This is a genomic window from Gemmata sp. (assembly GCF_051859125.1).
In the GTDB taxonomy this organism is placed as follows: Bacteria; Planctomycetota; Planctomycetia; order Gemmatales; family Gemmataceae; genus Gemmata.
Map to the genome: position 1 here is coordinate 26,601 of NZ_JBHYGG010000068.1, position 13,831 is coordinate 40,431.

At 68.3% G+C, this 13,831-nt stretch carries 11 protein-coding genes and 1 tRNA gene; 8 read left to right on the forward strand and 4 right to left on the reverse strand.

Annotated elements, in window-relative coordinates:
* Positions 1-69: 69 nt before the first annotated feature.
* Positions 70-140 (forward strand) — tRNA-Gly (locus ACTIGN_RS08235).
* A 403-nt stretch (positions 141-543) separates the two neighbouring features.
* Positions 544-1,038 carry a hypothetical protein gene (locus ACTIGN_RS08240; protein ID WP_439622676.1) on the forward strand — a complete coding sequence of 165 codons (495 nt, stop codon included), beginning with the start codon at positions 544-546 and terminating at the stop codon, positions 1,036-1,038.
* Positions 1,039-1,114: 76 nt separating this feature from the next.
* Here the strand turns inward: ACTIGN_RS08240 and ACTIGN_RS08245 are convergent, their stop codons facing one another.
* From ACTIGN_RS08245 to ACTIGN_RS08260, 4 genes are all read right to left on the reverse strand, one after another.
* A complete protein-coding gene (locus ACTIGN_RS08245) occupies positions 1,115-2,425 on the reverse strand; it encodes an SCP2 sterol-binding domain-containing protein (RefSeq protein ID WP_439622678.1) in 1,311 nt (436 codons plus the stop codon).
* A gap of 47 nt (positions 2,426-2,472) precedes the next feature.
* Positions 2,473-2,916 (reverse strand): MarR family winged helix-turn-helix transcriptional regulator, encoded by a 444-nt coding sequence (locus ACTIGN_RS08250; protein WP_439622680.1) that lies wholly within the window; start codon positions 2,914-2,916, stop codon positions 2,473-2,475.
* Positions 2,917-3,129: 213 nt separating this feature from the next.
* A complete protein-coding gene (locus tag ACTIGN_RS08255; protein WP_439622682.1) occupies positions 3,130-3,618 on the reverse strand; it encodes a gluconokinase in 489 nt (162 codons plus the stop codon).
* A 24-nt stretch (positions 3,619-3,642) separates the two neighbouring features.
* Positions 3,643-4,017 (reverse strand): hypothetical protein, encoded by a 375-nt coding sequence (locus tag ACTIGN_RS08260; RefSeq protein ID WP_439622684.1) that lies wholly within the window; start codon positions 4,015-4,017, stop codon positions 3,643-3,645.
* 183 nt (positions 4,018-4,200) lie between these two features.
* On the opposite strand from ACTIGN_RS08260, the gene ACTIGN_RS08265 reads away from it, so the two are divergent.
* The 6 genes from ACTIGN_RS08265 to rho all read left to right on the forward strand — a co-directional run bounded on the left by ACTIGN_RS08265 (position 4,201) and on the right by rho (position 13,788).
* A complete protein-coding gene (locus tag ACTIGN_RS08265) occupies positions 4,201-5,082 on the forward strand; it encodes a DUF1559 domain-containing protein (RefSeq protein ID WP_439622686.1) in 882 nt (293 codons plus the stop codon).
* Between the two features lie 615 nt (positions 5,083-5,697).
* Positions 5,698-6,165, forward strand: a complete 468-nt coding sequence (locus tag ACTIGN_RS08270) for a TraR/DksA family transcriptional regulator (RefSeq protein ID WP_439622688.1) — start codon at positions 5,698-5,700, stop codon at positions 6,163-6,165.
* Positions 6,166-6,417: 252 nt separating this feature from the next.
* Positions 6,418-7,557, forward strand: coding sequence for a S1C family serine protease (locus tag ACTIGN_RS08275; protein WP_439622690.1), 1,140 nt, complete (start codon positions 6,418-6,420; stop codon positions 7,555-7,557).
* Positions 7,558-8,280: 723 nt separating this feature from the next.
* Positions 8,281-11,214: a DNA polymerase I gene (gene polA, locus ACTIGN_RS08280; RefSeq protein WP_439622692.1), complete on the forward strand. Its 2,934-nt coding sequence runs from the start codon at positions 8,281-8,283 to the stop codon at positions 11,212-11,214.
* Positions 11,207-11,902, forward strand: a complete 696-nt coding sequence (gene coaE, locus ACTIGN_RS08285) for a dephospho-CoA kinase (protein WP_439622694.1) — start codon at positions 11,207-11,209, stop codon at positions 11,900-11,902. Before polA ends, coaE begins: the two co-directional genes overlap by 8 nt.
* A 143-nt stretch (positions 11,903-12,045) precedes the next feature.
* The gene (rho, locus tag ACTIGN_RS08290) at positions 12,046-13,788 is read left to right on the forward strand and encodes a transcription termination factor Rho (RefSeq protein ID WP_439622696.1); all 1,743 of its coding nucleotides are present in this window, start codon (positions 12,046-12,048) and stop codon (positions 13,786-13,788) included.
* Positions 13,789-13,831: the final 43 nt, after the last annotated feature.

Consider the following 13,831-nt stretch of genomic DNA (forward strand, 5'->3'; position numbering starts at 1 on the left):
CGGGGTCCGGGCGAGGAATCAAAAAGAGGGCTTGAAGGCGGCAGCGGGTTCGTTAAAATCGCCTGTGTTGCGGGATTGGTATATCGGTTGTGCCCAGCCTTCCCAAGGCTGTGAGACGAGTTCGACTCTCGTATCCCGCTCTCCCAATTCTCACTTTGCCAGAATCCTGCGCGTCGCGGCCAGAACCGTGTCGGCGGGCCGGTTTTGCCGACCCACCGACACGGTTCTGTTTTCTTCTCCGACGACGACCGTGTCCGACGTAACCCTTGCTGTTCCTCGGTGATTACGGGCGGAGCGACCGCAAGTCCTCCAGACTCACCTGGCGGCCGTCGGCCGCTCACAACTCGACCCGCAATGACTTCCCCTTCTTGCCGTCCGCCGGCGCGAACTCGTCGCCGCGATCCGGCTCATCTCCTTGTCGTCGCAGGTGCACTTCACGGGGGCTCCGCGAGAGATTTTTCGGATTGGTTGCAAGGTGAAACCGAACCCTTCAGTATACCCCGTCAGTTAACGGTTTCAAGTTGCAACCAAAGGAGACTCGCCGTGACCACCTCAACCGCCCTCACCCTGGCCCACACCGCCGTCAGCGTCCTCCCGGTCGGGCTCGGCCTGCTCGCGTTCGCCCGCAAGGGCCGGGTCGATCCGCGGACGCAACTCGGGAAGTGGTACCTGGGTACGGTGCTTGTCGGGTCGGTGACCGCGTTCGCGTTCGTCCCGCGGCTCGGCTTCACGCCGGGCCAGGTGCTGACGCTGGTGACGCTGGCCCTCCTGGCGGTCGGCACGGTCACGGTGCGCGGGGAGTGGCGCCGCAACGGGTACGTACAAACGGTTGCCCTCTCGACGACCTACCTGCTCCTGATGGTGTTCGCGACGACCGAAGTGCTGAAGCACGTCCCGGTGGGGCACCCATTCGCGGCGAACGCGGCCGACCCGGCCCTGCTCCCGGTGCGGCTCGGCCTGCTCGCCGCGTACCTTGTCGGGCTGACGTACCAACTCCTGCGGCTCCGCTCGGCCAGCACGCCGACGGCCCGGCTGTAACTTGCGGGCGCACTGTACCTCAAGTCCGCGGGGTGAGGCGGGCGGGGGGAACCGGAACGCCGGTTCCCCGCGCCCGTCACGACGGAAAGCACTTCCCGAACGCGACCAGCAACCGCGGCGACCCCTTGATCCGAATCGTACGCCGCAGGAGCGCCCACACCAGGCTCCGCTCCTTCGCCAGGAACCCGAGCCACGTCTCGCTGTCGGCGGTCAACCGCAGGTCGGCGGTTCCCTCGTGGCCGTCCGCCACCCGAAGTGTCTGGTCCCGGATGACGACCGTGGCCGTTCGCGGTTCCTTCCCCGTAAAGGTGAAGTGAAACACGGCGCTGAGCCCCGCCGACCGGCCCCGCTGGAACGTGTGCGGCATCCCGCTCAGGAACCCGGTGATGCTCCGGGGGAGCAACGTACCCCGGACGTGCTTGACGGGCTTGTGCGGGAACCGCTTCGTGACGTGGTCCTCGGCGTCGGACTTCGGCACCACGTACACCGTCTCCTCCTTCGCCTGGAGCGGCTTCACGATCTCGTTCAAGAAGCCCTTGCGGTCGGCCCGGAACGGCCCGATCACGTCCTCCCCGGCCGGGCAGACCGAGAGGCAGTAAGCCGCCTTGTAGTTCGGGCCGAAGGCGAGACTCTGCCAGACCGAGACGGTTTCCTGGCGAGTCACGTTCTTCCGCAAGTCGAGGCCGCTCTTGGCGTCGGCGACGTGTTCGGCCCAGTCGCCGAACCCGCCCATGAACTCCCGGTAGTTGTGGGTGTAGCACGAGGCGAGGTCGAACCGACCGTCGGGCGCGATGGCCCCGACCGGACACGCCGCCACGCACAGTTTGCACGACAAGCACGGGTTGAAGTCGATGGGCCGGTCGTACTCGGTCGCTTCCACGCCGAGCAGCACCGTCCCGAGCAGGATGAAGTTGCCGAACTTCGGGTGGATGACGTTGCGGTGGATGCCCATCATGCCCAGCCCGGCTGCAACGGCTATTGGCTTGTGAGACACGACCCACATCTTTTCCGGCCACCGCTCGGCCTCCATCGGGAACCCCATCGGCGGGTTGATCGCCGGGACGCCGTCCCGCTCCAGGGCGGTGACGACCGCCCGGCACACGTCGTTCACGTCCTCCCCGGTGGAGTGAAACTCCAGGTTCGCCACCGATCGGGCCGGGTTGCGGATCGGCTCCCGGTTCATCCGACAAACGACCGCGAGGAGCGCCTTCGTCCGGGGGTAGAACCTCAGGATGTCGGCCCTCTGGTCGTCCAGGGCCGGGTGCCCGATCGCGACCACCCCGGCGTCGTCGGCCCCGCAGTCGAGGGCGAGGCGCCGCAGGCGTGCGGCGTCGAGTTTCGGGGGCGAATCGACTTCGCCGAGAACGGGCAGGGGGGTCGACGGCATGGCGGGGGCCTCGATACTTGTGTATGCAACTATATCCGCAAAAAAAGTCACCTGGTCCGGGCCGACTTGACCCGCTGGATGGCGGCGTCGAGCAACCGCAGGCCGTCGGCCCCCAGGAGCTCCTTGGCCACGGCCTGGGCCGCCTCCCAGGCGGGAATTGCCTTTTCCATGAGTCGCTGGCCCTCGGCCGTGAGCCGGAACGGGTGCGAGCGGCCGTCGTCGTCGGGCAGGATTTCGAGCCACCCGTTCGCCACCATCCGCTCCACGGTGCGGCTGAGGGTCGAGGTGTCGAGTTCCAGGATGGCGCAAACCTCAGCGGGCCGGGCGACGCCGAGTTTGGCGGTGACGGCGAGGACGTTGCCTTGACTCAACTTGACCCCGAACGGGCGCAGCGCATCGTCGTACAAGTTGGTCACCACCCGGTTGAGCAACCGCAGCCGCCCGGCGATGCAGGTCGTGGCAATCGTCTCGATCGTCGTCGGCCCGGCCATCGTCCCGCCCCCCGCAATGACCTACTTGTATACGCAAATATCTGGCGCGTCAAGGACCGCACCACTTTTGCGAGGGTCGGGTCCTGGTGGGCGGCTCGCTCCGCGAGTCCCACCCCCGGCGCGGCGGTGGTCTCCGGTCTCCGGTGCGCTGCGACGTGCGACTGGTGTCACTCGCGGAGCGGGTGACCGACCTTTGTTCGGTCGCCTTGAGGATCAGACCCCGAGCTTCCGGCGGATCTCGTCGGCGGCGTTCTCGGGGGTCTCGCGGACGTCGATCCGCACGGCGTCGGTCGGGGGCTCCAGCGCCTCGAACTGGCTGTGGAGCAGGCCGGGCTTCATGAAGTGCCCTGTGCGGGCTTCGAGCCGCTCGCGGATCACCTCTTCCGAGCCCTCCAGGTACACGTAATGGACGCGGGCCGGGTCGTGCCGCTCCAGGTAGTCCTGGTAGGCGTGCTTCAGCGCCGAGCACGCCAGCACGACGCTCTCGCCGCGGGCGAGCGCCCCGTCCATGCGGTCCCGTAGGGCGGCGAGCCACGGCTTGCGGTCGGCGTCGGTCAGCGGGGTGCCGGCCCGCATCTTCTCGACGTTCCCGGCGGGGTGGAAGTCGTCGCCCTCGACGAACGGCCACCCGAGCTTCTCGGCCAGCACCTTGCCCACCGTGCTCTTCCCCGAACCCGAGACGCCCATGAGTACGATGACCATTGCCGGCCCTCCCAGGGGTTGTGGCTACTTCTTGGCGGCCCTCGTCGGTTCCGCCTTTACGCGTTCGACGGTGAAGGTGAAGTCGTTCGGGCCGCCGGCGGTCACGTCGGCCTCGAGGCCGGACGTCGCGAACGCCTCGAACTTCGTGTCGATGATCCGCGGCGGGATGCGGTCCGGTGCGGGCATGTAGGGGGCGATGAGCACCTTGTTCTTTCCGAGGACCGCCCCGTCGCCGGGCCGTTCCGTGATGAGGGCGAAGTTTCCGTTCTCGTCGATGGTGCCGGAGGCGCTGTACCCCTTTCCGTCCGCGCCGACCCCCTCCAATACAACCTGCGCGTCCTTCAGGTCCGTTGCGGCGGAGCCGTCAGGGTAGACGACCTTTCCGCGGACCGGAGCCATTCCTGTGCCGCAACCCGCGAAAAGTAACGCAGCCAAACTGAGACCGCAAAAGCGTATGGGATAATACATTGCCACTCCCGACCCGGGGGGTATTGTGACGGTGCCGTAAACGGCGATCGCCGTTCGGATCATAGCAGGTACGAATCCTTCGCTCTCCCCCATCTCCTGACGCGAGGCGTCTCCATGGTTCGCTCCAGACCGCGGTTCGGTTTCACGCTCATCGAGTTGCTGGTGGTGATTGCAATCATTGCTATTCTGATCGGGCTCTTGCTGCCGGCCGTTCAAAAGGTCCGCGAGGCCGCGGCCCGCATGAAGTGCTCGAACAACTTGAAGCAAATCGGCATCGCGCTGCACGCCCACCACGACGCGATCGGCAACCTGCCGACCACCCGCCGTGACACCTACTATACCTGGCTCGTCGAGATCCTCCCGTACATGGAGCAGGGGCCGCTGTACGCCCAGTGGAACATCAAGAACAACTACCCGAGCCAGACCGCCGCGGCCCGCGAGGGGAAGGTCGCCGCGTACTTCTGCGCCAGCCGCCGGTCGGCCGCGGACGCGCCGGTTGCGTCTGAGACGATGGACGGCGGCACGGCAGTAATCACCGGCGCTGTCGCTGACTACGCCGCGTGCATCGGGACCACCGGCGACTACTGGAACCAGACCCCCGAGGCCAACGGCGTGTTCCGGATGCTCGACGCGTTCCCGGTCGGCAGCACACCGTTCAAGCGGGGCATCAAACTGACCGAGATCACCGACGGGACGAGCAGCACCGCGATGGCCGGGGAGAAGCACGTCCGCCCGGGCACGTTCGGCGACCCGGCCCAGGGCGACGGCCACGCCTACAACGGCGACAAGGGGCACTCGATGCGGATGCTCGGGTCGCAGACCATCGCTAAGACCACGACCGAGACCGGGGCCAAGTTCGGGAGCTGGCACACCGGCGTGTGCAACTTCGTGTTCTCCGACGGGAGCGTGCGGTCGGTCCGCACGTCGATCGATTCCAGTACCCAGACGGCCATCGCGACCCGCAACGGGGGCGAGACGAATACAAACACCGACTGAGCGTCCCGATCCCGCCTCGCGCGACCGGGAATTACGGTGATCCGTTTCGAGACACCTCGTGTTGAGAAACGGATCAGCGGACCGCGCCGGCCCTCTATGTCCCCCACCTCGCGCAACCTTCTCCCGCAGCGGCTCGAACTCTTCTCGTCTCAAATCCTGCTCGCGGTGACTCGATGTGATCACAAAGTGTGCAGTCCACTTCCCACTAACTGTCCAGCATTCGCCCTTCGGCACCTGATTCGCACAGAGACCTCTCCGTTTGGAACTGTCGGGACACGGCCATCACGTTGCCTCCGAACCCGCCGCACGAACTCAGCCGGAATTCCTGAATCTTGAAGTGATTGGCCGCCGTCTAACGGCCTGATAGGAGTTGGGGCGTGGTGTGGCAGGAACCGCAGAACCTGCCTTGCCCGATCCCAAACTCAGAGATTCGGTCACAGATTTGTGACGAATTTTTGAAACGGCAAGAGTTGCCGCCTATAGTATTTCCGGGGGAAATAGAACTGGTGAGGAGCGAATTCACCCTCAAACCCTCGGTCCAATCTGCGACACAATTACACCCACTCAGGCTCCCGCGGACCGACCGGAAGCTGACTACCGGGGAGGTGATGGATCATGGCACGGCAAGACGCGCTGCTCCGATTACATAAGACCCTGATCACGCGCCGCACCGAACTCCGGAAGCGCCTGGGCGTGGAACTCGAGGACCTCGCCCACGTCAAGCACTCGTCCGCCTCCGGCGACGCGGCCGACGCGGCGTTCGACGCCAGCGGCGAAGAGATCGCCTCCACGCTCGCCGAACTGGAGTCGAAGGAACTCGCCCAGATCGAGCGGGCGCTCCGCCGCCTCAAGGCCGGCGTGTACGGCAAGTGCGAGGCGTGCTCGCTCACCATCCCGGTCGCCCGGCTCAACGCCCTCCCGTACAGCACCCTGTGCGTGAAGTGCCAGCGCGAGATGGAGGCCGAGGGCGGCTGGCTCTACGGCCGCTCGGCAGAGGACTGGGGCCGGCTGTCCGACGGCGGCAACCCGATGGAGGAGCGCGACGTCCGCCTCTCCGACCTCGAAATCGACATGAGCAAGTGACGTTACACGGCCCGCACCGGTCGTGCCGATCACGCGAAGCCCGCGGCCCGCACAGGCTGCGGGCTTTGTTCGTTTAATCCCGTCGCGCGACCCACAAAATCCTTTCAGCGAACGCGAACCGGCTCACGGCCGGCCCCGGCCCCGGCGTAGAGTGTCGGGGGGCGCACTTGAGCGATTCCGCGCCGGAGGTGGTGCGGCGTCGCGCCGAGCGCCCCCGAACCTGTGCGACCCCGAGACCCGACGGGTGGGACCATGAAGTCGAAGCTCGCGTTCCTGGCGGTGTGCGGTTGCGGCTCGTTCGCCGGCGGCGTGGTCGCCGACGCGGTGTTCCGGTCGCCCGGCAGCGCCACCGCCCGCCCGCCCCTCCCGCCCGTTCCCGCCCAGGTGTCCGCCGAGTTCGACCCGCAACCGGCGGCCCTGTCCGACCGGTTCCAGGCCACCATTCGCAAGGTGAGCCCGGCCGTGGTCGCGGTCGACGCCGTGAAGCCCCCGCAGTCCGACCCCACGGCAAAGGGGAAGCCGGTCGAGGAGTCGGGCTCGGGCGTGATGGTCAAGTTCCCCGGGCTCCGCGGGGTCGTGGCGATCACGAACAACCACGTCGTCGGGGCCGCCGAGCCCGCGAAGGTGTACGTCACCCTGTCCGACGGGCGGATCGTTCAGCCGTCGAAGATCTGGGCCGACGCCGAGTCCGACATTACGCTCCTGCACCTCGACGACGACACCCTCCCGGCGATCGACCTGGCCGACAGCGACCGGGTCCACCGCGGGCAGTGGGTGCTCGCGTTCGGGAGCCCGTTCGGCCTGAACCAGACGGTCACGCACGGGATCATCTCGGCGAGCGACCGCGGCCAGATCAACCTCGGCTCGACGATCCGCATCAAGGAGTTCCTACAGACCGACGCGGCGATCAACCCGGGGTCGAGCGGCGGCCCGCTCGTGGACCTCGACGGCCGGGTGGTCGGCATCAACACGGCGATCGCGTCGAAGAGCGGCGACAACAGCGGGGTGTCGTTCAGCATCCCGGCGAACCTGGTGAAGCGGGTCGCCGGGCAGTTGATCGAGAAGGGGGCGGTGACCCGCGGCTACCTCGGGGTGCAACTGGCGAGCGTACTGGACCCGGCCGAGGCGCTGCGGCTCGGCCTGAGCCGGGTGAGCGGCGCGCTGGTCGAGATCGTCCACCCCGGGACCCCGGCCGCCGCCGGCGGGCTGCGCCAGGGGGACGTGATCCTCAAACTGGAGGACGTCGCGCTGCGGGACGAGAACCACCTCATCAACCTGGTGTCGGCGCTGCCGCCGGGGCAGAAGGTGCAGCTCCTGGTGTGGCGGGACCGGAAGTCGCAGCTTGTGGCGGTGACGGTCGGCGAGTACGGGCAGAAGCCGCGGCCGCGGTAGGAAGTGTTGCGACCCGCTCCGCGGGTCGCGCCGTCCGGAGGTGGCCGGCCGCCGGGATCACGTCACGGGACCGGAGAGGGGGTGCCGCCAGTCGGGCACCCGATAGCCGCCCGGCACGGGCCGCGAATCAATCCTCGTCCTTGGGCTTCATGCGGAGGAAGATCATCAGGCCGATCAAGGCGAGCAGCGCCACGGCCATGCCGACCATGACCCACGTGTTACCAAGAAAATCCATGTCTGGTCCCCTTCCGAGCGGATAGGTTGAGGGAATGATGGCGGGCGAAACCGCTGCCGGGTCAGTCGGACCGCCGATCGGGTTCTCAGTGCAACCGTGTTCTAGCCCCCGATTTGTGGGGGTGCAAGTGCCTGCGACAAAAACTTCACGGAGTCGCCCCGGCCCCGTGCGGGTCCGCCCGGTCCCCATTCGAACGCCCGTTCCGAAGGGGCTACGAACGTCGCCGTGTGACAATCGTAGGCCACTCCGGGCAAGTTGTCGGCACCGCCGGGCGTCCGTGGCGGTCGGGTGTCTGGTCCGCGACCGTCGGCGGGACCGCGATCCGACCTTGACACCCGGCCGCACCCGCCCATATCCTTTTGGAAGCCACCGCTCCCCGGACTCAGGTCATTCGATCGATCCGGCGACGCCACGTCGCCCCGCCACCGGTCACCGTTACTCTCACCCGGCTCGCGCCCGCCGCGTACGAACAACAAGGTTCCCCACGAATGACGGACCCGGCCCCCGCGGGCAGTCTGTACCTGCTTGACGCCCACGGGATGATCTTCCAGATGTTCTTCGGGGTCGGGCCGATGAGTGCCCCCGACGGCCGGCCGACCAACGCCGTGTTCGGCGTCACCCGGGCGCTCATGAACCTGTACGACCGCGGGGCCGCGTACCTCATCGCGGCGCTCGACCACAAGGAGCCCACGTTCCGCGAGACCCTCGACGCGAACTACAAGGCGCACCGCGACCCGCCGCCCGCGGACCTGATCGCCCAGGAGCCGATGATCCAGCAGGTGATGGAGGCCATGGGCGTCCCGTTCCTGGTCGCTCCGGGGTACGAGGCCGACGACGTCATGGCGACCGTCTCGGCCGCCGCCGCGGCCCGCGGGCTCGACGTGTTCCTCTGCACGTCCGACAAGGACTGCCGCCAGCTCGTCACCGACCGGGTGAAGATGCTGAACCTCCGCAAGGACTACGAGGTGCTCGACGCCGCCGGCGTCCTCGCCGACTGGGGCGTGCGGCCCGACCAGGTCGTCGACTTCCAGGCGCTCGTCGGCGACTCGGTCGACAACATCCCCGGCGTCCCCGGCGTCGGCCCGAAGACCGCCGCCAAGTGGATCCAGGAACTCGGCTCGCTCGACGCGATAATCGCGAACCCGGACAAGGTCAGCGGCGGTCCGAAGACGAAGCAGGCACTCAAGGACGCCATCGCAACCGGCAAGCTCGCGCTCAGCCGGCAGTTGGTGAAGCTCGACCCGAACGTGCCGGTCGCGTTCGACTGGGACGGCTGGAAGCGGCGCGACTGGGACGGCCCGCGGCTGCTGGAACTGTTCCACGAGTTCGGGTTCCGCGGCTTCGCCGAGCGGGTCCGCAAGACGCTCACCGCGAGCGGCGCGGCCAGGAACGCGGCGGCGCTGGAAGTCGCAGGCCTTGCCCCCGCGGGCGAGCGGAAGGCGGCCCCTGGTAAGCCGGCCCGTGCCCCCCGCGGCAAGAAAGCGGCCGCCGCACCGACCGGCCCGAGCCTGTTCGACACGCTCATGGGCGAAGCGCCCGCGGCCGGGGACGCGCCCGCGGCCGAGCCGCCCGAGCCGCCGCAACCCGCCGACAACTGGGACTTCTCGGGGTACCAACTCGTCGACACGCCGGAGCGGTTCGCGGCGTTCCTCCCGGAGTTGAAGGCCCAGAAGGCGCTCGTCTTCGACCTCGAAACGACCGGCCTCGACCCACTGCAATCGGAGATCGTCGGTTACGCCTTCTGCTGGGAGAAGGGGAAGGCGCACTACCTCCCCGTTCGGGCGCCGGCCGACGACCCGAAGCTCGACCCGGACGCCACGCTCGCCGCGCTGAAGCCGGTCTTCGAGGACGCCGCGGTCGAGAAGCGGAACCACAACGTCAAGTTCGACGCGATCGTCCTCGCGGCGAACGGCGTAGACCTTCGGGGCGTGGCCGGCGACTCGATGATCGCGCACTACCTGCTCCACCCCGGGGCGCGGGCGCACGGTCTCGACGACCTGACCCGTGACTATTTGGGCCACACGAATATCAAGATCAGCGAGCTGATTGGGAAGGGTAAGAAGCAGACCACGATGGACAAGGTGCCCGCGGCCACGGTGGGCAAGTACGCGTGCGAGGATGCCGACACCGCCTTCCAGCTCGCCGCCCGCCTGGAGCCGGAACTTGTAAGCGCCGGGTTCCGCGACCTGTACGAGCAGTTGGAACTGCCGCTCGTCGGCGTGCTGGCGGAGATGGAGCGCACCGGCATCCGCGTCGACGTGCCGTTCCTCCAAAACCTCGGCGTCGAGATGGCGGCCGAGGTCGCCGGCCTCGTGAAGGAGGTCCACGCGCTCGCGGGCCGCGAGTTCAACATCGCGTCGCTCAAGGAACTCCAGAAGGTGCTGTTCGAGGAGCAGAAGTTCCCGGTCCAGAAGCGCACGGGGATCAAGAACGAGCCGAGCACCGACCAGGAGTCGCTCGAGCGGCTCGCGGCGCTGGGCCACGAGTTGCCGCGGCGGCTCCTCGCGTACCGCCAGGTGACGAAGCTCAAGAACACCTACGTGGACGTGCTGCCGGCGATCGTGAACCCGGACACGCACCGGGTTCACACGTCCTTCAACCAGACCGCGGCCGAGACCGGGAGACTGAGTTCGAGCGACCCGAACCTGCAGAACGTCCCGGCCCGGACCGAGCAGGGGGCACAGCTCCGCAGGGCGTTCGTGCCCCGCGAGGGGTGGACCCTGGTGGCCGCCGACTACTCGCAGATCGAGTTGCGGCTGCTGGCCCACTTCAGCGGGGACGAGACGCTGCGGGCCGCGTTCGCCGCCGACCGCGACGTCCACACCGCCGTCGCCGCGCAGATCTTCAAGGTGGCAGAGGAGGGGGTCACGAAGGCGCAGCGCGGGGTGGCGAAGACGGTGAACTTCGGCGTCCTGTACGGGATGAGCGCGACCGGCCTGTCGGTGCGGCTCGCGATCCCGCGGAAGGAGGCCGAGGAGTTCATCGACACGTACTTCGCCCGGTACCCGAAGGTGCTCGACTACCAGCAGCGGCTGCTCGCGAACGCGCACGAGACGGGCGTCGTCGGCACGATCCTCGGGCGGAAGCGGACGTTCAGCCCGGACGCGATCAACCCGAACTCGAGCTACCGCGGCCGCGGGAACGCCGAGCGCGAGGCGATCAACATGGAGATCCAGGGGTCGGCCGCCGACCTGATGAAGAAGGCCATGCTCGCGGTCCGCGACCGGCTCGCGGCCCGGAAGTTGCAGTCGAAAATGCTTCTGACCGTCCACGATGAACTGGTCTTTGAAGCCCCGCCCGGTGAGGTGGCCGAACTGGCCGCCCTGGCCCGCGAGGAAATGGCGGGCGCGATGAAACTGGACGTGCCGCTGCGCGTGGACGTGGCCGCCGGCCCGAACTGGCTGGACGTGAGCGATGTCTAACCAGCAGGCGCCAAACAGTGCCCACCAGTTCAAGCACGGGCCGAAGCCGGTGATCGGGCTGGTCGGCGGCATCGGGGCCGGGAAGAGCACGGCCGCCGGGTGCTTTGCTCTCCGCGGGGGGCTCGTCATCGACGCCGACGCGCTCGGCCACGAGGCGCTGCGGCAGCCCGAGGTACTGGCCGCCGCCGCGGGGCGGTGGGGCAACGGGGTGTGCAAGCCCGACGGCTCCCTCGACCGCCGCGAACTCGGCCGGGTCGTGTTCGGGAACTCCGACGAGCGCCGCGCACTCGAAGGGATGGTGTTCCCGTGGATCACCGCCCGGTGCGCGGCCGCGATCGAAAGCGCGATGACGCACCCGGCCGTTCCGTTCGTGGTCGTGGACGCGGCGGTGCTGTTCGAGGCCGGGTGGCACGCGAACATGGACCGCATCGCCTACGTCGACGCGCCCCGCGACGTTCGATTGGCCCGCCTCGCCGCTCGCAGTGGCTGGACGGAGGCCGACCTGGCCGCCCGCGAGGCGGCCCAGTGGCCCGCCGACGAGAAGAGGGCGCGGGCCGATGAAATACTCGTGAACGACGCCGGTCCGGTCGAATTGCAGGAGCACGTGGATCGTCTGTTGGGGAAGTGGGGGGTGCGGATCGGGCCGGCGGTCGAGGGCGCCGCCCGCGGCGCACCGGCCCCGGAATAGCCGCCCCGCCTCCCACCCCGCCCCGAGTTGGTTCCGGTCTGTAGCCGCAGTGCCGCCGGCGTTCAAGGAGCGCGACCGCTCTCCCGCCCGCGGCAGGCCGGAACCCGCCTTCTGGATCGCCCGCCGCTGAGGTTGTAACTCCCATGTCCGATACGAAAGCCGAACCCGCCAAGCCCGTTCGCACCACGCGCCCCCGGGCGCGAAAGAGCACCGACGCCCCCGTCGAGGAGCCGCGGCCGGTGGCCGCCGCGGCGGACGACGACGGGTTCTCCACCGGGATCGTGGACGTGCCCGCCCCGGTGCGCGCGAAGGAACCGGCCCCGGCCCCGGAGGCCGCGGTCCCGGAACCGCCGCCCGCCCCGCGGGCCGAGCGCCCGAGCCCCGCTCCCCGCGCCGAGGCACCCGCGGAACCGGCCCGGCCCGAGCCGCCGGCCCGGCCGGAACGCGCCGAGCGGCCCGAGCCCGTGCGCCACGAGCCCCCCGCGCGACCCGCGCCGCCGCACCGCCCCGAGCCCGTGCGGCCCGAGCACCCGCGCGCCGAGGGCGGCCGCGTCGACCCGAACGAGCACGGGTTCGACGCCGAGACCAACTCCCGGTACGAGGAGATCAAGAAGGGGAACACGTACATCACGCAGTTGCAGCACATGACCATCGTGCAACTGCAGAAGGCCGCCCGCGACGAGAACATTCCCAAGGAGGAACTCGTCGGCCTCAAGAAGCAGGACCTGATCTTCCGCATCCTCAAGGAGCGGGTGAAGGCCAACGGGCTCATGTTCGGCGAGGGCACCCTGGAGGTGCTGCCCGACGGGTTCGGGTTCCTCCGCAGCCCGGACTACAACTACCTCCCGTGCCCGGACGACATCTACATCTCGCCGTCGCAGATCCGCCGGTTCGGGCTCCGCACCGGGGCCGTCGTCGCCGGCCAGATCCGCCCGCCCAAGGAGAACGAGCGGTACTTCGCGCTGCTCCGCGTCGAGGCGATCAACTACTTCGAGCCGGACCTGCTGACGCAAAAGGTCGTGTTCGACGACCTGACCCCGCTCCACCCGGACGAGCGGCTGCGGCTCGAGACCGATTCGACCGAACTGAACACGCGGGTGATCGACCTCATCACGCCGATCGGCAAGGGCCAGCGCGGGCTCATCGTCGCGCCGCCGCGGACCGGCAAGACGGTGCTGCTCCAGAAGATGGCCAACTCGGTCATCAAGAACCACCCGGAGTGCTACGTCATCGTGCTGCTCATCGACGAGCGGCCCGAGGAGGTGACGGACATGAGCCGCACCGTCCTCGGCCCGCGGGTCGAGGTGGTAAGCAGCACGTTCGACGAGCCGCCCGAGCGGCACGTCCAGGTCAGCGAGATGGTGATCGAGAAGGCCAAGCGGCTGGTCGAGTACGGCACAGACGTGGTGATCTTCCTCGACTCGATCACCCGGCTCGCCCGCGCGTACAACACCGTGTCGCCGGGCTCCGGCAAGCTCCTCTCCGGCGGCCTCGACGCGACGGCACTCTACAAGCCGAAGCGGTTCTTCGGCGCGGCCCGCAACATCGAGGAGGGCGGCTCGCTGACCATCCTCGCCACGGCGCTGATCGAGACCGGGTCGAAGATGGACGACGTGATCTTCGAGGAGTTCAAGGGCACGGGCAACATGGAGCTGCACCTCGAGCGCCGCATGGTGGACCGCCGCGTGTACCCGGCGATCGACGTGAACCGCTCGGGCACCCGTAAGGAGGAGCTGCTCCGCTCCGAGGACGAACTGCGGCTCGTGTACATCATGCACAAGATCCTGTCGGACATGAACCCGGTCGAGGCGATGGAACTGCTGCTGAAGCAACTGAGCAAGCACAAGGCGAACGCCGACTTCCTGTCGAGCGTGACGCTGACGTGAGCCCATTTGGTGTGAGGTTGAGGTAAACGCGACGCCCCGGACC